Below are 18,982 nucleotides of genomic sequence, written 5' to 3'. Positions count from 1 at the left end.
TGATGCTTGCCGGGTGCACGCGTGCGGCAATTGAATCGCACGCGCTTGCGTGTTATCCAAACGAATCGTGCGGGCTAATCGTGAACGGCGATTACCTGCCGTGCGCCAATGTTTCGAATCTTCCGTCTGAGCACTTTTCCATTTCAGCGGCCGCCTATTCTTGCGCAGAAGATGTGGGGTCCGTGCAGGCCATCGTTCATTCGCATCCTGATGCGAGTGCTCTGCCAAGCCTTGATGACCTGTTGGCATGTGGGGCGTCAGGCGTTCCAGTGTGGTTTATTCAAAGCGTGCAGCGCGACCAGCACGGGGCCGTCCACGCTGGCCGCCTTCATCACATCACGGCGCAAGTAATCGCCCGAGCGACTGCCACAGCGCCGCTGATCGGCGCGCGCTTTGTGCACGGCATGGACGATTGTTACGGCGTCGTGCGTCGTTATTATCACGCCGCACTTGGGCTGGAGTTGCCGGACTTCGAACGCGCCGGAAAGTGGTGGACCGATACTGCGTGCTCGCTGTATCTCGACAACTACGAAGCGGCGGGCTTCATCAGCCTGGGGTTCGACGCGCGTTTGCATACGGGCGACGTCTTACTTATGGCAATTGCGAGCCGATACGGCGTGCCCAACCACGCCGCGGTCTATCTTGGGAACGACGAGATACTGCATCACCTTTGGGGTCAGCTCTCGCGACGCGAGCTGCTGCCACGCTACCGCAAACACGTGACGCATGTGCTGCGTCATCGGGAGACACTCAATTGGAAGATGTAGTGCGCCCAATCAGGCTCTATGGGAGTCTGGGGGCCAAGTTCGGTCGCGACCACGCCTATGTTGTGCGTTCTCCTCGCGAAGCCTTGCGAGCGCTCAGCACGATGATTCCCGGATTCTGGCAGGAGCTCGTCAGAAGCGGCCAGCGGGGCGTGCGTTATGCGGTATTCGTGGGCCAACGCAATGTCGATAAGACGCAGCTCGATTGGCCCTCGGGCGGCGAGCCGATCCGCATCGCTCCGGTGATTGCGGGCAGTAAGGCCGGCGGGATATTCCAGACGATCGCAGGCGTGGCGCTTGCCGCCGCCGGGGCCGCCTCGATGTGGCTCATCCCGGGCAATAAATTTGGCATCGACATGATGCTCATGGGCGGCTCCTTGGCGCTGGGGGGAATTGCGCAGATGCTCTCGCCGCAGACGCCGACTCCGAGCCCGGTAAGTCAACACGGGATGCCAGGCATCCAGAACGTCGTCGCTCAAGGTGGTCCGGTGCCTTTGCTATACGGGCGCATGCGCGTTGGATCAACAGTGATCAGTGCGGACATCCAGGCCATCGATGCTCCGGCGCGTGCGGCCGAGCAGGACATTGCGCCGGTCGCGACGCAGACGTCAGGCGGCATTGAAGGGCAAGAGAAGACGGTTATCAACAGTCGCCTTTGCTGCACCATTGTCGATCTTATTTCGGAAGGAGAGATAGAGGGATTGGCCAACAACGTTGGTCCATTTCCCGCTAAAGCTGTTCAGCGTCGCTCTGTGTATCTGGACGGCGTTCGAGTCGAAAATGACGACGGGAGCTTGAATTTCGAAGTTGAAAAATTCGATTTTGTCGAGGGGAAGGTTCGGCAGGACTCCATCAAGTGGGTCACGGCGGCTTCAAGTGAGGTGCAAGTGGGCGTCGAGCTTCAGCGTCGTCTTGCCGACGATTATAAGGACGGAAAGAAGATCAAGGTTACGCAATTCACGCCCTGTAAGATCGAGGTCGCAGAGCCGGACGTGGATGAGGTGGATGTTACTGTCCGGGTAAATGATCTGTGGTGGGATTCGAATAAGGGGCACACCAACGCGACGATCAAACTTCAGTTCGCACCATCGTACGAACCGGCGAGCGAGAACGTTCCTGCGCCCGAACCAGAGATTAGAGAGATTACTGGCATCTGCCAGAGCTATTGCAAGACATTCACGTTTCCAGTAAAGCTGGTCGGAAGTGCGCGTTTTGTGCTGAAGATCTCGCGTGCGGACGAGATCAATCAAGATAAAAACCCCGGAAAGGAGCACGGTACGGCACATGTAGTGAGCTACACAAAAAAGCGAACCGGCGAGTTCAAATATCCCACTAGCGCAGTGGCGGCGATGCGCATCACCTCCGATAAATTCGACCGAATTCCAGCCCGCTCATACGACGTGAAGGGGTTGCTGGTTGAAGTACCGGACAACTACGATCCGGTCGACCGCAAGTACGGCGAGGAGTGGACCGGGAAGTTTAAGCGCGCGTGGACAGACAATCCGGCATGGATCTTTCGAGATCTCCTTCTCAATGGCCGCTACGGCGCTGGTGCCTGGCTGCGGGATTCCCATGTCGATCGCTTCGCGTTATATGCGATTGCGAAGTACTGCGACGAGAAGGTTCCAAGTAGTGGCGGCGGCACAGAGCGGCGGTTCACCTGCAATTGCTACATCACGACACGTTCGCACGCGTTCGCCTTGTTGCAACAGCTTGCGAGCGTATTTCGCGGCATTGCCTACTGGAGCGCGGGCAGTGTGCTGACGTCGGCAGACATGCCGTGCGATCCGGCATATATCTACAACCCGAGCAATGTAGTGGAAGGGGTGTTCAAGTACACCGGGAGCACGCTGAAGTCACGCTACACGGCCGTGATGGTCACATGGTGTGACCCGAACAATGGCTTTCAGCGCGCCGTCGAGAGCGTCGAAGACCTTGATGGCATCGCTCTATACGGTTACAACACGGCAGAAATCACAGCGTTTGGCTGTACCAGCCGATCGCAGGCGCAACGGGCTGGGCATTGGCTTCTTGAGACCTCGCGCTTGGAGACCGACACCGTGACATTCGGTGTCGGTCTGGATGGAGCGCTTGCGCTTCCAGGACAGGTGATCGAGATTGCCGATCCGTTGCGCTCGCAGCGTTCGATAGGTGGGCGAATTAAGGGTGTGACGGATACAGGCCGTGTGATCCTGGACCGGGAGGTCGAGGCCCTTCCTGGGAGTTACCTTACGTTGATGCTGCCGGATGCGCAGATTCAGCGCGTGGAAATTGAGAGTGCGCACGGCGCGGAGGTTACGCCTTGCAGGCCACTCTTGCAGACGCCGGTTTGTGATGCCGCATGGACGATTCAGCCGGCAGCCGAGGTACGGCAGTTGTATCGCGTGGTCAGCATATCTGAATCGCATGACGGAACGTCTTTCACGATCACGGCGACGCGGCACGCGCCAGAAAAGTTTGCGCTCGTCGACAATGCGGCGTCGACTGACATGACCGATCAAGCTTACGTGCCGATTGCCGCGCCAAGCGCGCCGCGCATTGAAGCACTCGCGGACTACGGTGCCAGAATGTCGGCCAAGATATCGTGGGGCGCGGTGGCCAGCGCCAAGCAGTATTTGATTGAATGGCATGAGCCGGGTCACGAAGTAAAGAAAGAACGGCTTGCAAACACGAAGTGCGAGTGGGTCGTGCACGACTTAAAGCCCGGCAACTACAAAGCGCGCGTTCAGGCCGAGGTGTGGGACGGTCGCTTGTCGGAGGTGGCTGAGGTGGGCCGGACGCTCAATGGATTGGTCTCAATCAAGGACCTGCGCCTGGGACGAGATCGTAGAGCGTTGAGGATCGACTGCGAGCTCGAAGGCGCAACGAACACACTGCAATGGCGCGTTGAGGTTCGCCTAGGTGAGACGGACAAGTTCACTGATGCCAGGGGCAACCTATACGGCGAAACTGGCTCCGCACGGATGCAGATACACGCGCGCCGTTCAGGATATTGCTGGGTCCGGGTGATCTATGCGATCCCCTCTCCATCTGGCGACTTCGATAGCCCTCATTCAAGCGCCTGGTTTCCGAGTGAAGTCGGGCCTGGCATGCGATACGAAATGGATTGACGCGATGAAAGCGAACGGGACCGGGTGGGATCTTTTACCTTGGAATAAAGGTTTCGACTATAAGAATCGCCGAACGGGCAAACTGATCCTCACGCAAACCGACAGTGAATTTCGAGATTCGCTGCGTGAGGCTGTTTCCAAAAAGCGTGATCTCAGCCATATCGACTTGGGTAGAACAACAATATTTAGTGGCGCTCCGCTATCAAATTCGCAGCTGCGCGCAGCGCGCCTGGCCGACGCAAATTTGGTGGGGGCGAATCTGGAACGAGCTACGATTGAGCAAGCCGATATGCGCAGTGCCGATCTAGAGGAGGCAGTGCTCGTTGGCGCGCAATTGAGCGGTTCCGTTCTGTGCGGCGCTAATTTGGTCAATGCCAAGATGGCTGGGGCTGTATTGCGTGGCGCGGATTTGACGGGCGCTAACTTGTACGGCGCTGACTTGAAAGGGGCTGATTTGCGCGATTGCAACCTGAGCGGCGCGATGCTTGAGGGCGCGAACCTCGACGGCGCAATTCGCAGCGACACGTCATGGAAGGGTGGTACTGAGATCAAAAACCGTCATACCGGCGCGGTCATACTGACCACGCAGAGCGACAACCTTGCTGACGATCTCAGTCATGCCGCGAACAGGAATTTAAGTCACGCAGATCTTGGCGGCGAGCATCGGGGCAGTGCGCCGCTCGTGAATGTGAAGCTCGCGAACGCCTCGCTTTGCGATGTCGACTTCACTGGAGCAAAGCTCACATGCGCGGACCTAAGTCGGGCCGATATGCGGGGTGCGATTCTTGTGCGAGCTGCGCTTGAGGGCGCGAATCTGAGCGGAGCATGTCTGCGCAGCGCGGACCTGTCCGAAGCTGACTTGCGCGGAGCGGACCTAAGCGGCGCGGACCTGGACGGAGCGCGTTTTGAAAAAGCGAAGCTTCGGGGAGCGGACCTAGCAGGCACGAATCTGCGCGGTGCGCACATGGAAGGCGTTGTGCGATAGCGATCAACGTTCACAAATCTCTTAGCGGGATATCCAATGAAAGACGAGTGGGGCGCCAGCGCGGCGAAGGCTGTGCCCGTGGCGGGCGGAAACTTTTGGTTGTGGCTGAGCAGTCACGACATCAACTGGTGGGTCGCGGTGGCGACGCTTGCCTATATTGGCGCGAGTTTCGTGTTCGCCTGGAGAAAAGACCGGCGCGACCAACGCGCGCGCGAACGCGAGTCGGCTCACGCCTGATTTGCCTGAGCATGGATGAAGCCCCGCTTGCCATCGGCAGTCGGGGCTTTGTTGTTTCTGGAGATCATTGAATGGCAAACCTTGGGAAAGCAGCGCTCGCGGGCATAGTTGGCACCGTAGCTGCAACCACGCTGTATTGCATCGTGCCTCGCTTCGAAGGGGTTGTGCATCGCGGTTACCTCGACCCTGTGGGCGTTGCGACGAAATGCAGCGGCGACACGCATGACGTCGTTGTCGGCCAGTCGTACAGTCCGGACGAGTGCTGGGAGTCGTTGAACCGCCAACTTATGACGCACGCCGATGATGTGCTTCGATGCACGCCGGGCCTCAAGGACCATCCTAACCAACTCGCGGCCGCGGTGAGTTTTGCCTACAACATAGGCAGTCGCAACTATTGCGCGAGCGCGACTGCAAAGCGATTCAATGAGCACGATTGGAGGGGCGCTTGCCGGGCGATGAACGAATCGGACGATGGTCGCGCGCAGTGGGTGAGCTCGCGAGGGAAAGTGCTTCCCGGCCTCGTGAAGCGTCGCGCCGAAGAGCGTTCGCTTTGCGAGCGGGACCTGTGAGTCACGCACCGTACCTCATCATATGTGTGGTCGGCGTCGCAGTCGGCGGCGCTGCCGTCCACGTATTTGATCGCAGCCAACTTGCCAAGGAGCAGGCTGCTCACGCGCGCGACAACGAGGCGAACGTACGAAATATCGCGACCCTCTCGGAGCGTGCCGCGAAGGCAGCGAGCGACGCGATCGCGGCTCACAACACGGCAGCCGCCCGTATCGCAGCGCTCGACGAACAGTTCCACCGTGAGAGGATTTCCCATGAAGCTGACAACGCCAAAAATCGCGCCGCTATTGCTGACGGCACTCGTCGGCTGCGCATCGCAATCGCCGACGCGGGCTCCACAGACCACAGCGGTGCCGCAAATCCAAGCTCCGCCGCCGGCGGCATGGGCGATGGAGCCAGTCGCTACGCCGAGCTATCACCGACGGTTGGAGCAGCTCTTTTTGAAATAGTCGACGATGCTGATGGCGACGCCCGAATGAAAGCAACTTACTTGCAGCATTACGTGCTCATGCTGCAGCGGCGAGGTCTGATCACCGGAGGCGAGCCGTCGGGTAACGCGGCCAAGAATTTGATTAGCGAGGCGGGATACTCGGTATTCCTCCGTCAATAATGCGTCGATCCGCCGGGGCGCTGAACGACGGGTCAGGTTCTAGCGAATAACTAACCAATTCAGGTTGTATTGGCGAATGTGGTGTTCGGTCGTTCCGGAGGGACGCTTGCTCGACGACACCGTTCGCGCACAAAATTGAACGTCACGGAAAATGACAACACGGCTTTGCTTTTGAACGACCTACACGACGTTGTTGTCACGTCAGACGAGGCGCAGACATTCGAGATTTCATATGGATCAAACGGCATCAGGCAGCACACGGAATGCAGACAGAAAACTCCCGGCATTCGGCGGGGAGCGGCACGATGCATTTAGCAACGCCTACCACCTGGGTAACGGGTACAGAGCCTACGCAATGAGTCGCAGCGCCACGTGTCCGATCAGGATTGAGTCTACTAACTGAGGAAGGACGCACTATGGAGCAGAACGCAGCCTGGGAACAGGTCACAGCCCTTACCACTCTCAATATCGTGTCGCACGACACGAGTCAGCCTCAAATCTATGCCAACGGCAGGCATCAGGCTGTTGTTGACGTGTTCCTAACTCCCATTAACGTGGATCGGGAGGTCATCGAGATCAGCTCTAAGGAACTGCTCGATCATGTCACGCTGGTGGATTACGAGACCGGCGGGCGACTCGGCGGCTCCTCCAGTGAAGGGTGGGGCTGGTCGGCGAAAAACGGAAATTATCCGGTACTTAATACGCGCGGCGATGTGGGTGTTGCTGAATCGATTGATGCAGACAGAGGCAATTTCGTCAGGTTGTACGTGACATGCTCGAACTCCGCTCAGATGCAGAGTATGGACGTGGCTGTGACGATCACTCTGTCAAACGGCAAACAGGTCTCGACTCGCCGTGGAGAAATGACGGGAGATCGCAATAAAGTACATGTAGCAACGATCCCCCCGGTCGACTATGGCCGACCGGAAATATGGGATATCCAGCAAGGAAGCTTTGACGTCGTAGCAAAAGATATCAACTGCCTCTCATATCAAGCATCGCCAGTCGATCCAACCCCTACATGGGTTGATGACTGGATAGGCGAAAGTCGCTGGAAAAAGATCGCGGTCAAACTTATACAGGCGCCCACCCGCTTCAAGCTATCAGCAACGCCCGATCCGAAGCACCTTTTTGAGAAGATTCATTCGGAGATGTTCCGTAGGGGGGCCAGTTTGCCGCTGCTTGGCAAGGCTCAAGCTTACGCCGGATGTAATCGCGGAGAAGCATTCGACGTGTTGATCTGGTACATCGACCCGGACAGTCCCTTTGGGATCAAACCCAACGCTGACTTGCTGCTGAAGAGATCGAGCCTAGCCAGCACAAACCGCTGGATACATATCGATAAAAATGACCTCTTGCACAAGGCGTCGCCGTCCACGCGTCATAAAGGGGAATTTCACATTTACCTGTGGAATCTGCGCGTCCCAGTTTCCGGGCTCGAGCATTCCGGCTGGAACAACGAGGACGGAGTGAGGAAAGTGTTGGTCAGTGACAATTTTGGAAACCAAAGCATCCTGAAGATGCGGTTCGACTACGACAGTCTGCTTCCAGCGCTTATCGATTGATTGGATAGCCGATAACGCTGTGGAAAGATCTCAGGAATTGATTTTTGGTTGAATTTTCGAGGGCGTATGAGCTCAGGTTTTACAACACAAGCGCAAAATTTTGGTAGCGCCGTGAGTGGTGGAGTAGATCCGCGCACCGGGCTGTTCAATGTACAACTGGTCGTGGGTGAACTCACGGGAAATCACAATCAGGGCCCCTGTTTCAAAGCCACATTAGGGTACTCCCCGCTTCAGCGCCATAACCTCGGATATGGTATCGGATTCTCTCTGGGGTACTCCCATTTTGACTCCGACGGGGGAGTGCTCGTTCTTTCAAACGGCGAGCAGTATCGGGTCGCGGGCAAAGAAGATCCCGTCATCCTGCAAAAACACACAGACCACTTTCGGTTTGATTGTGTGGTTCTTGGGGGTAAGCGTTTCTACCGCATTCGCTGGAAGGACGGGTCCGTAGAAATCCTAGCGGGTCCTGATGTAGGCGACGTGCTCAAGATGCCCCTTCATACGTTCACGCCAGCTGGTCACGGGTTGACTTGGACATGGAGCTCGGTCGAGGTTAATCAGTCCCCTCGGCTAGAGGCAATCACCGATGACACGGGCGCGAGCTTAATGGAGGTGGCATACAAGAACAATGTTTCCTCGACATTGACGTTATGGCCGCGCACGCCTGATCAGTTCGAAGTCGTTCTCTCGTTCACCAACAATTATTTGACGGAGATCCTACGAGCTGATTTGCGTACGATACTGGGCTATGACGCAGTCGGCTCGTCTGCCGACAGTGAAACGATGAGTTACCTGAATCGCATTGAGCACTCAACGGGTTTGGTTGAAGAGGTGACCTATCTTAGTGAGGCGATGCATTTCCCGCAGGGAGCTCAGTTGACGGCGCTCCCTGCGGTCGTAAAACACACTCTAATGCCGGGGGCAGGGCAGCCTGACATCAACCGGGAGTTTGCATATTCAGAAAATAACTATCTCGCCGGCGGGTCCGGCGGCGATTGGTCATCCGAACTTGACGCGCTGTACGGCGTGGCCTCCGAGTATGAATACTGGAGCCAGGAAAAATTAATGGTTGACGGAGAGGAGCACACCGCCACCACCCGAACTTACAATCATTTCCATCTGCAAACGCGGGAAGAAATTCGTAGCGGACATTGTGTCACCCTCCATGATACGAAATATAACGTGCGGCTTGGTCAGCCACTGGAGCAACAGCCAAAAACTTTCCTGCTTCCAATGCAGCAAATCGTTACTTGGAGAGACGAGTCGAATCCTCTCGAAGAGCAAAGCCGTTCAGAGACGATCACCTCGACGTTCGATGACGCGGGAAATCCGCTCACACATGTCCGGCCCGATGGCACTAGGACGGAATATACGTATTATCCCGCTGGAGGTGAGAAGGATCAGAATGGAGAAGAGCTTTGCCCTGGGGAACCCAATGGTTTCGTGCGCCTGCTCAAGAGCGTGACGGTGCATGCACCGGTCGTGATGGCAAACGCCGGCAAACTTCCCTTGAGTGTACCGGTTACCCAAACTCGGTATACCTATTGCTCGCATCGCACGCGTAAGGGCGCTCCTTTGACCTCAGTCGTGTTGCAGTCGAGCGAGCAGCATCTTGTCGACGGCCAACTAATTCGGAAGATTGAGCGCGAGTATGTCGACGACCCGAGTAAGGACGAACACTGTCGACTAAAAAACGAGGCGGTCGCCCTCTATCATTACAGCGCTGAAGGCCAGCATGTGTACGAAACTCGGCGGACATTTGATTTTGCAGTGCGGCCACATGATCAGCATGTATTGGCGCAAACCGTAACCTCAGTTGCACACGATGGTTTGCAGATTTGCGAAAAACGCATTCAGTCACTTCAAAGCGGCAGGCTTCTCGAAAAGGAAGATCACCAAGGGCTGCGAACGACCTATGTGTACGATGCGCTCGGCCGGCTGGTGTGCGAAACCCGAAACGCGGGCACTACTTATGAGCTCGTCACGCGATATGCCCACGAGAAGACCGATGAGGGTTTATTTACTACACACGAGGATGCGCTTGGCAACAAGACGAAATCGAGATTTGACGGACTGGGTCGCGTCGTTCAATCGTGGCAATGGGATATTGATGGTCCGTCGAGGCGGTGGGTGGAAATTGGTAAGTGCGGCTATGACGCCGCTGGTCGGCTTGCGATGCGAGAGGCGTACGACTGGACCGTGCATGATGCAGACCGTCCGGGCATCAACCTAACAGAACGGTTTGCGTACGATCAGTGGGGACAAGCTGAAACTGTAAAAACGGGCGATGGATTGAGGCACGTACGTCAGTATGATCCTGTTACCCGCACGCAAACAGTCTATGTGCAAGGTACAGATGGTACGCAAACTGCGATCCATGAGACCGTGTACGACGTGCATGGTCGACCTCGACAGGAGTGCCTATATCTCGTTGACGGCGCGGCGCGGACGTTATACAGCGAACGCCAGCACATGCACGATGCTTGGGGGAGGCTGCGACAGGATGTCGACGAACTCGGCCAAATGACGCTCTATGAATACGACGCACACAGTCGCGTGAGTCGGATTAAGCTCGCCGACGGAACCGTGGTATTTAAAAATTACGGATCGTTTTCGGAGCAGACGCTCGTTCGAGAAATCGGCGTAGAAATCGGGGAGCCGCCAGATGTTCGACGTATCACCTTGGGTGAGCAAACATTTGACGGCCTGGGTAGAGTGACGCACAGTCAATGCGGCCCTCGCTCGTGGTTCTATGAGTATATGAATCCAGGAGCCGCGACTCCTTCGAAGGTCACGGCACCCGATGGGGTGACGCTAGAGTACACGTATATTCCGGAACTCGATAACGCAGTTTCTCGTGTTCGCGCAAAACGCGAGCGGTGGCATATTCTCAGCCCTGGCATTGAACAAAATTTCAAGCACGATCGACGAAGCGGCGCGGTCACTGAAGCTCAGGCGACGCCAAATCCAGTCCTAACCCGTCTGGAATATCACCCGTCCGGCCGTCTTAAAGGCGAAGCGCAAACCGGTGTCGATGGGCGGACGCGTTCCACCGTGCACGACTTTTCGTCGGGCGGCAAACTCATGCATTGGACGGACGTCGCAGGCGCGCAGCAAAAGTACGATTACGACGAGCACGGCCGTCTGATCACAATTGCGGATCCGGCGGTACGAGTTAACCTAAGTTACGACGTCTTCGGGCGCATAGAGAGATGGGTCGCCACAGACCTATCGTCAACCCAATGCCATACGCTCACAACGATCTTGAGGTTGGACGCGCTTGGCCGTGAGATTGAGCGAACGATTAGCAGCAGTCGGGGACAGACATGGGCGATCGCTCAGACGTGGAAAGCCAATCATCAAGTGCGCACGCGCACATGGAGTATTGGCGGGCAGACTCGACGAAAGGACGCTTATGAATATGACGCGCGTAACCGGCTTGTGACCTATACCTGTTCCGGAGCCGACGTACCCATGAACGAATTCGGTAAGAGGGTCACACGGCAGACGTTCGCGTTTGATGCGCTCGACAACATCACGCAGTGCGTCAGTGAGTTCGAAGGTGGCGCTAATATCGCGACCTTTGACTATGACAAGAAGGATCCGTGTCTGCTTGTAGGCGTCGCCAACACGCATGATGGGTGGCCTCGGCGGCTCCGCTTTGAATATGACGATGCTGGACGAATGCTCCTCAACGAGTGCGGTCAAGAGCTCTCATACGACGAGCTTGGACGACTTGTGTCGACGGAATCGGGCGAACAAAAAAGCGAATACGGTTACGATGCGTGGGATCGGTTGGTCTCACAAAAGACGGGCGACGAAACCGAAATGCTCTACTACCGGGCAGAGAAACTTGTAAATCGGATTCCAGACGCCGCCGCAGAGCAGCAGCGACTTGTGCGCCTGGGTTCGGTCACTTTGGCTCAGGTTAGCGAAGGCGCGCAGCAGACGACGTGGCTCACTGGTACTAGCGATGGCCATGAAGTCGTTGCTGCGTTTAATGGAACTGAACATGTGGAGTATGTATATGGCCCGTATGGTGAAAAGAAGTGAGGCGCCGGGCCTCCCGGGTTATGGCGGAGAACGTCGAGACGCCGTGAGCGGCGCTTACCATCTTGGTAACGGGTACAGAGCCTACAGTCCCAGCTTGATGCGCTTCACATGTCCAGATAGTTTGAGCCCTTTTCAAGCGGGTGGCATTAATCCGTACGCATATTGCGCGGGCGACCCCATTAACAGGCTGGACCCTTCCGGGCATCTCAGTTGGCAGGCGTGGATGGGTATCGGTTTGGGGGTAGTGGGACTAGGGCTCGCGGCATTCACCGCAGGCACTTCCATCGCTGCTGCAGGCGGCGTCATAGCCGCAATCGAAAGCGCTTCCGCCGTGGGACTGGCTGTTGGAACGGCGGGAGTGTTTGCAGACCTTACGGCAATCGCGAGCGGCGCTTTTGAGGATAGCCATCCGAAAGCGTCAGCCGTCCTAGGTTGGTTGTCGTTGGGAGCCGGGGTGTTTGGATTTCTAGGTTCATCGGCAATCGCGATACGGAGGCGGGCTGGCTATGGCCGAGTTCGAGCAATGTCAATAGAATTGCATGACTTAAGTTCTGTTCCTGGTTGCTTCGTGGAACATGGCACGGCGTCCATAATTCCATCTTTTAGTCCGTTTGTTTATGTCGATCTCTGCCGGCGGATGCATCGGCTGAATGTTGTTGCGCAGAGCCGTATTGTAAAAGGGAAGGTCTGGCTACAAGCGTCTGGGACGAGGTTTGTGAATCCAAGAGGCCTAGCTGAAGCATTGAGGAGCTCGAAAGATTTCGAGGTACCAGAGTTTGCGCGCTTTCGACTGGTAGCGGGGTACACTGCTTTGCACGGGAGTGCTTCTTTTGCGGCTCGGCTGGCACGAGATATCCAAAGGCCAGTAGAAGGTTATGAAGGCACTGTGCGTCTAAGCCGCCCCTTAAGCCAAGGTAAGTTCAGGGATATAATGGAAGCCTTCTGGAATCGTTCAGAGGGCATAGAGGAACTAGAGCCTTTCAGATTTATAGGGGAGGCCGAAGAGGGTCACGAAATTCTCGATGTTTGCTGTTCTAGTTACGCGGAAGCGAAAACATTCTACCCATAAACACGGCGCGGTATTCCTTACCTTCGCCGCTGAAAGAGTTGGATCACGACTGCAGACGGCGGGAAGCCAGCATGTGGCGACTCCAGCGTCGCACCAAGCGTAGGGCTAACCTGCGTATTTCGGCGGACGTGATCACGTATTCCGACGGATCGTGATCATAGATTCCGAATGATCGTGATCACCCGTTTCAGTTCATCGTGATCGCCGATCACAGGTTTCCGAAATGCGTGATCGCAATGCCGGAATGAGCGATCACGGGACCGAAACGGGTAATCACGTAACCGGAATGTAATCCGGGTTTAAGTCTAGCGGTGGGTAATAGTCCGATCGACACCGTGTTGACAATGCAGCGGCTTTAATCAGCATCCACGGACTAGCAAAAACTATTGACCCTCAGGTCAGTGATAGTGAGGGCTCCGATTGGTGGGCATCCACCGAAGTGCAGGAAGTCTTTTCTACCGAGAGCGACGGCACGTAAAGCGCGTTCGGCTGCGTTGTTGTCAATTTCCACAGCACCGTCATCGATGTACAGCGTGAGCGCTGCCCACTGATTCAAAGCGTAGTTGATGGCTTTGGCGGTGTCGCCTTTCTGCGAAACCGTCGCCAACGTCGAGCGCAGCCAGATCTCGAAGGCATCGAGTAACGGCCGCGCCTGCTCCTGCCTGACACGTCTTCGTTCGTCCGGTGGCTTACCTCGAACTGCGGCCTCAATTGCGTACAGTTCGCCGATCCGGCGCAACGCTTCAGTGTTGACTTCGTTTTTGCGCGCGACGAACAAATCGTGGAATTTGCGACGTGCATGCGCCATGCACGCAGCCTCCCGCACATCACCGCTTTCGTAGATCGCGTTGTACCCCGCGAACGCATCGGCCTGCAACGTTCCCCTGAAGTCCTTCAGATGGGCCTGCGGATATTCTCCAGCCCTTGTAGGACTGTATGCAAACCAGACTGCTGGCGCGTCCTTGGAGCCCGCTGGCCGGTCGTCCCGAACGTATGTCCAGAGACGTGCGGTATGGGTCTTGCCATTGCCGGGCTCGAGCACCGGTACCGGGGTGTCATCCGCGTGGATCTTCGAGGCGCCATCACGTATCGGCGAACGACATCTACTAGTGGCCGGAGCAACGCACTGCACTGGCCGACCCAGTCCGCGAGTGTCGAACGGCTGAGCTGCACGCCGTCGCGCGCGTAAATCACTGACTGTCGATACAAGGGGAGGTGGTCACAGAATTTAGCGACCAAGACATGCGCGAGCAACCCCGGACCCGGCATGCCGCGATCGATTGGCCGGCTGGGCGCAGCCGCCTGCACGATGCAGTCGCAACAGGTACAGGCCTTCTTGAGTCGGCGGTGACGAATCACTCGCCAATGCCCCGGCACATAGTCGAGTTGCTCGGAGACGTCCTCGCCGAGGTCGCCAAGCGCACCGCCGCATTGCGGACAGCACGCGTCCTCGGGCTGATGTATAACGTCTTCGCGCTGAAGATGTTGCGGAAGCGGCTTGCGTCCCGTCGACTTGCCGGTCTCAGAGCGAGGCCTTGTTGGTGCGTCGACCGTTGCCGCGCCATCGTCGGCCTGCAAATCTTCGAGACGCAATTCGAGTTGCTCGATCTGACGATCAATCTTCTCCGACTTGCGCCCGAACTGCAGGCGCTGCAGCTTCGCAATCCACAGCTTCAGGTGCTCGATCTCGAGCGCCCGGTCGGAGAGTGTCTTCCGGAGCATCGTTACAGTGTCGCGCAGATCCGTAAGCTCGCCTTCGTGCTCACGTAACGCCGCCTCGCGCTCGATCAGGAGCGCCTTCAAAGCCTCGATATCGTCCGGAAGGATAGCGTCGCTGGATGCCATGCACGCAGTTTACGCGCGTGCATTGCCCCATGCGTGCGTTGTCACATACGTTTACAAAGCGCTGGAGGGTCGCGCTGCATCGACGGGCTGTCGCCAGTCGAAACCTTCAAGTAGGAGGCCAAGTTGAGCGCTGGTCAGCGAAACAACACCGCCGTCAGCACGAGGCCACGCAAAGCGCCCGTGCTCCAGGCGTTTGGCGAAAAGGCATAGGCCGCCGTCGCGCCAGTACAAGCATTTGATGAGGTCGCCACGTTTGCCCCTGAACACGAAGATGTGACCAGAGAATGGATCCTTCGCCAGCACAGTCTGCACCTTCGCGGCCAGGCCGTCGAAGCCGCAGCGCATATCCGTAAATCCGGCGGCAACCCAGATGCGCGTGTTTGTCAGCGGACCAATCATCGGCTAAGGCACTGGATCACAACGCGCAGCGCGTCGGGATCGACGCTCCCTTCCACGTGTACCTCGCCTCGTGGCAACTGGATCCGGATCGTGCCGAGCGCCTGTGTCAAAGGCGTAGAAGCGGCCTGTTCGGCCGCGCCGCTGTCGCTGGCCTCATTCAAAGTGATCGGCAGCAAGGCGCATTCGCGATCGTTCACACCAAGGCGTCCCTCCAGATACTGCTTGCGCCAGTCAAACAGCTGATTCGCGTTCACTTCGTGACGGCGTGCAATCTCCGCCACCGAACGTTTACCGGATAACGTCTCTTCGACGATCCGGCGTTTCTCGTCCACGGTACGCCGGTGATATTTCCGGGCGCCTTTAACTTCGGTGAATTCAGTCACTGTGTCCATGATTCCCTTATGGACACAGTCACATCTGTGCCCCGGGAAAGCATGGCTTCGCCTTCATCAGCCGTCTATACGGTCAGGGTCGGACGGTTACAGCGGTGCGTTGCGCATGTATTCACCGGCGGCGTTAACCTGCTCCCTTTCTTGCGGGGGAAGCGCTGATGCCGACACCTCGGATGAGCATGCGCAACTTGAAGGAAGTCCTGCGACTCAAGTGGGCGTGTGGCCTGAATGCGGTCGCAAGCGCGCGCGACCTCAGTCACATTGGGCTAGAGCCGGACAGGTTGAATAGTGGCGCGCCGCTCGCGCGGGCGCGGCTGCCGAAAGCGCTACTCGCCGATGCCAATCTAACGGGCGCGATCCTTGAGCAGGTTAATCTTGAGAAGGCGGACTTGCGATGCGCATGTCTGGATGAGTCGAATCTCCAAGATGCGCAGCTTAGCGGTGTGCGCTTGTCTGGCGCGAGTCTAGTTAAGGCAAAGATGGCTGGGGCTGTCTTGAGCGGTGCGGATCTGACCGGTGCCAACTTGTATGGAGCGGACTACTCGTGTCCTCAACTTTCGGCGGCATAACTCTCCTTTTGGTCTTTGGCGTCGCAATCGGTGCGACGGCAATGCATGCATTCGACGGTCCTCAACTCGTTCTCGAGCAGGCTGCGCATGCACGCGATAACGAAGCGAATGCGCAAAAGCTTAGCGCGCTATCTGATGCTACGGAAAAGGCCGCAAGCGGGGCGATCGCCTCGCATAACGCAGCGGCCGCGCAAATCGCAAAGCTCGACAAACGATTCTTTAAGGAGGTTGCATCTCATGAAGCTGATAACGCGAAAAGTCGCGCTGCTATTGCTGACGGCTCTCGTCGGTTGCGCATCGCAACCGCCAATGCCTCCGCAAACCATAGCGGTGCCGCAAATCCAAGCCCCGCCACCGGCCGCGTGGGCGATGGAGCCCGTCGCTACGCCGAGCTACCACCAGAGATTGGAAGAGATCTTTTTGCAATAGTTGACGATGCTGATGGCAACGCCCGAATGAAGGCAACTTACTTGCAGCACTACGTGCTCATGCTGCAACGGCGAGGTCTGATCACCGGAGGCGAGCCGTCTAGTAACGCGGCCAAAGAATTTGATTAGCGAGGCGGGATATTCGGTATTCCTCCGTCAATAATGCGTCGATCCGCCGGGGCGCTGAACGACGGGTCAGGTTCTAGCGAATAACTAACCAATTCAGGTTGTATTGGCGAATTCGGTGTTCGGTCGTTCCGGAGGGACGCTTGCTCGACGACACTGTTCGCGCACAAAATTGCACGTCACGGAAAAGGACAACACGGCTTTGCTTTTGAACGACCTACACGACGTTGTTGTCACGTCAGACGAGGCGCAGACATTCGAGATTTCATATGGATCAAACGGCATCAGGCAGCACACGGAATGCAGACAGAAAACTCCCGGCATTCGGCGGGGAGCGGCACGATGCATTTAGCAACGCCTACCACCTGGGTAACGGGTACAGAGCGTACAGTCCCGCATTAATGCGCTTCCGATGCCCGGATAGCTTGAGCCCGTTTGGAGCGGGCGGCATTAATCCCTACGCATATTGCGCGGGCGACCCCATTAACAGGCTGGATCCCTCCGGGCATCTTAGTTGGCAGGCGTGGATGGGTATCGGCTTGGGCTTCGCGGGATTGGGACTGGCGGGCTTTACAGCAGGCGCATCAATCGCGGCTGCGGGTGGTATCTTGGCCGCGATAGAAAGCGCGTCCGCAGTGTCGCTTGCAGTTGGGACCGCTGGTATTGTTGCAGATGCAGCTGCGATCGCGAGCGGCGCTGTCGAAGATTGCGATCTGAAAGCTTCGGGCGTTTTAGATTGGGTGTCGCTTGCGGCAGCCGGGATCGGCTTGTTATCCGGTGGCATCAGAGCTGCAAAATTGAGTGGTCCGAAGACCCGGTACCGCAACGCGTCAATCACTTGGGGCGGTCCCATGCGACTAAAAGGAGTCGGCCCTTCAAGTTATATCTTTGAAGATACATACAAGGGGGAGGCCCGACTCAATGTTATTGGTCACTCGCGTATTGTCGCCGACACCCTCTATTTAGATGTGACCCACGAATATGCCGCATCACCTCTCGGGTTAGCAAATTTCCTATATGAGCGTTTTTCTCTGAACCGCTTTAGCACGGTACGTCTTATTACTTGCCACGGAGCAAATGGCGGCGAGCATTCCTTTGCCGCGCAATTCGCGCGAATAATCCGTAAGCCTGTAAAAGCGTATGAGGGTTGTGTCAGTACGACAATCGGTTATCTACCGATGGCTATGGTCAGTTTATTCAAGGGGGATATTGGACTGACCTTGTGGCCCCATTACAACTTAACGAGAAGGATCGCAATTTTCAACAACGCTGAATTCTCTTTCTTAATGAACAAGGCAAATGGGTTCTACCATCCTGTGCGATTTGATAGCGGAGGAAGGGTATGGAATCAGGCGGAGGCCAGCCGATTTCCGATGCCTTAAGCTTGACACCGCGGGCGGCTGTTCCGAAGCAATCAACAACGATGTCAGCGCTTGCAACATCACCGTGTCACCCAGAGAGCGCAGCCGCTTGCAGCTGGCAACGCGCTCAGCTTTCTTCGTATTCAGAAGACGTTCGCGGATGTCCTGCGGCGCGCTCACCAGCAAGCTCCGCAACTGGTTGATGGCCTGAGTCCAGGCCTTGATGGCACTGCGATGAACAACGCAAACGGCTCGCATCGCTTCGGCTGCGCCAGATCGCTCTTTGGGAAGCGCGGTTGCTTTTCCGGCGAAAACCGCATGCGCTGCATTTTCCGCATCGATCGGATCAGACTTCCCCCGTGATCGACGGTAAGCGCGAATTTACGTAAACATAGCGTCTGGGTTGAGAACAAGGCAAGCTGCGTCCACTGATATTCTGTGGACACATCATATAACTCAGCCTCGCTCAGATACGGCGCTTCTTGCGGTGGCCCACGTCGGATGCTCCTGCAAGCGTCGCTACGACGCGCAATCTAAACATAGGCTTATCGAGCCCTGCCATTGAAACACCGTAAGCGCAGATTAACACGCACCACGCGGACCACTTGATGATCTGTGCTCGATCACGTTGACGCGAATGCGTCGTTCGACTTCACGAAGTTGAATAGGAGCAGGTTACGGACATCGTGATCCGCTGCGCGTTGCGGAAGCTTCGTCAGCACGCGTAGCGAAACGCATACACGAAACGTCAGCATCATGCTGCATGTCGCGCTCGAGCAGATTGTTGTCAATGGATAAGCTGCCATCATCGACGTAGCGTTGCAAGTAATGCCACCGATTGCGTGTATAGCTGCCATCACTACATAGACCGCTTTAGTTCTTGACTCGTTGATTTCGTTTCA

15 protein-coding genes and 3 pseudogenes are annotated in these 18,982 nt (G+C 56.7%); 13 read left to right on the top strand and 5 right to left on the bottom strand.

What is annotated here, in order from left to right:
• Positions 1-2: 2 nt before the first annotated feature.
• From P9292_RS19940 to P9292_RS19900, 9 genes are all read left to right on the top strand, one after another.
• Entirely contained in the window at positions 3-767 is a 765-nt protein-coding gene (locus tag P9292_RS19940; protein WP_309960917.1) for a Mov34/MPN/PAD-1 family protein, read from the top strand.
• The gene (locus P9292_RS19935) at positions 755-3,874 is read left to right on the top strand and encodes a phage tail protein (RefSeq protein ID WP_309958769.1); all 3,120 of its coding nucleotides are present in this window, start codon (positions 755-757) and stop codon (positions 3,872-3,874) included. The genes P9292_RS19940 and P9292_RS19935 overlap by 13 nt, the downstream gene beginning before the upstream one ends.
• 4 nt (positions 3,875-3,878) lie before the next feature.
• Positions 3,879-4,859: a pentapeptide repeat-containing protein gene (locus P9292_RS19930; protein ID WP_309958768.1), complete on the top strand. Its 981-nt coding sequence runs from the start codon at positions 3,879-3,881 to the stop codon at positions 4,857-4,859.
• A 36-nt stretch (positions 4,860-4,895) separates the two neighbouring features.
• Positions 4,896-5,096, top strand: a complete 201-nt coding sequence (locus tag P9292_RS19925; RefSeq protein ID WP_309849283.1) for a hypothetical protein — start codon at positions 4,896-4,898, stop codon at positions 5,094-5,096.
• A 71-nt stretch (positions 5,097-5,167) separates the two neighbouring features.
• Complete coding sequence (locus tag P9292_RS19920) at positions 5,168-5,665, top strand: lysozyme (RefSeq protein WP_309849285.1); 498 nt, start codon at positions 5,168-5,170, stop codon at positions 5,663-5,665.
• Positions 5,662-6,273: a lysis system i-spanin subunit Rz gene (locus P9292_RS19915; protein ID WP_309849289.1), complete on the top strand. Its 612-nt coding sequence runs from the start codon at positions 5,662-5,664 to the stop codon at positions 6,271-6,273. The genes P9292_RS19920 and P9292_RS19915 overlap by 4 nt, the downstream gene beginning before the upstream one ends.
• A gap of 416 nt (positions 6,274-6,689) precedes the next feature.
• Positions 6,690-7,838 (top strand): hypothetical protein, encoded by a 1,149-nt coding sequence (locus P9292_RS19910; protein WP_309849291.1) that lies wholly within the window; start codon positions 6,690-6,692, stop codon positions 7,836-7,838.
• A gap of 66 nt (positions 7,839-7,904) precedes the next feature.
• Positions 7,905-11,891, top strand: a complete 3,987-nt coding sequence (locus P9292_RS19905; protein WP_309849293.1) for a hypothetical protein — start codon at positions 7,905-7,907, stop codon at positions 11,889-11,891.
• The gene (locus P9292_RS19900; RefSeq protein WP_309960915.1) at positions 11,812-12,960 is read left to right on the top strand and encodes an RHS repeat-associated core domain-containing protein; all 1,149 of its coding nucleotides are present in this window, start codon (positions 11,812-11,814) and stop codon (positions 12,958-12,960) included. The genes P9292_RS19905 and P9292_RS19900 overlap by 80 nt, the downstream gene beginning before the upstream one ends.
• Before the next feature lie 433 nt (positions 12,961-13,393).
• On the opposite strand, the pseudogene tnpC reads toward P9292_RS19900, so the two are convergent.
• From tnpC to tnpA, 3 genes and pseudogenes are all read right to left on the bottom strand, one after another.
• Positions 13,394-14,805 (bottom strand): annotated as a pseudogene (gene tnpC, locus P9292_RS19895) (IS66 family transposase); the annotation flags it as partial.
• Between the two features lie 51 nt (positions 14,806-14,856).
• Positions 14,857-15,204, bottom strand: coding sequence for an IS66 family insertion sequence element accessory protein TnpB (gene tnpB / locus P9292_RS19890; protein ID WP_309849296.1), 348 nt, complete (start codon positions 15,202-15,204; stop codon positions 14,857-14,859).
• Complete coding sequence (tnpA, locus tag P9292_RS19885) at positions 15,201-15,596, bottom strand: IS66-like element accessory protein TnpA (RefSeq protein ID WP_404989424.1); 396 nt, start codon at positions 15,594-15,596, stop codon at positions 15,201-15,203. The genes tnpB and tnpA overlap by 4 nt, the downstream gene beginning before the upstream one ends.
• A 281-nt stretch (positions 15,597-15,877) precedes the next feature.
• Here tnpA and P9292_RS43210 point away from each other — a divergent pair, with 281 nt between their 5' ends.
• The 4 genes and pseudogenes from P9292_RS43210 to P9292_RS19875 all read left to right on the top strand — a co-directional run bounded on the left by P9292_RS43210 (position 15,878) and on the right by P9292_RS19875 (position 18,101).
• The gene (locus P9292_RS43210) at positions 15,878-16,165 is read left to right on the top strand and encodes a pentapeptide repeat-containing protein (protein WP_404989442.1); all 288 of its coding nucleotides are present in this window, start codon (positions 15,878-15,880) and stop codon (positions 16,163-16,165) included.
• Positions 16,141-16,722 (top strand): lysis system i-spanin subunit Rz, encoded by a 582-nt coding sequence (locus P9292_RS19880; protein WP_309849298.1) that lies wholly within the window; start codon positions 16,141-16,143, stop codon positions 16,720-16,722. The genes P9292_RS43210 and P9292_RS19880 overlap by 25 nt, the downstream gene beginning before the upstream one ends.
• Positions 16,723-16,988: 266 nt before the next feature.
• Positions 16,989-17,216, top strand: a pseudogene (locus P9292_RS43205) (RHS repeat-associated core domain-containing protein); the annotation flags it as partial.
• A gap of 30 nt (positions 17,217-17,246) precedes the next feature.
• A complete protein-coding gene (locus P9292_RS19875; protein WP_309849300.1) occupies positions 17,247-18,101 on the top strand; it encodes a hypothetical protein in 855 nt (284 codons plus the stop codon).
• On the opposite strand, the gene P9292_RS19870 is transcribed toward P9292_RS19875, so the two are convergent.
• Together P9292_RS19870 and P9292_RS19865 are read right to left on the bottom strand one after the other, a co-directional pair.
• On the bottom strand, positions 18,003-18,422 hold the full coding sequence (locus P9292_RS19870) for a hypothetical protein (protein WP_309964094.1): 420 nt from the start codon (positions 18,420-18,422) through the stop codon (positions 18,003-18,005). The genes P9292_RS19875 and P9292_RS19870 overlap by 99 nt on opposite strands.
• 281 nt (positions 18,423-18,703) lie before the next feature.
• A pseudogene (locus P9292_RS19865) lies at positions 18,704-18,932 on the bottom strand (transposase); the annotation flags it as partial.
• Positions 18,933-18,982 lie beyond the last annotated feature (50 nt).

Origin of the sequence: Caballeronia sp. LZ001, from assembly GCF_031450875.1 — a bacterium.
GTDB lineage: Bacteria > Pseudomonadota > Gammaproteobacteria > Burkholderiales > Burkholderiaceae > Caballeronia.
This window is presented reverse-complemented; position numbering and strand designations above follow the sequence as displayed.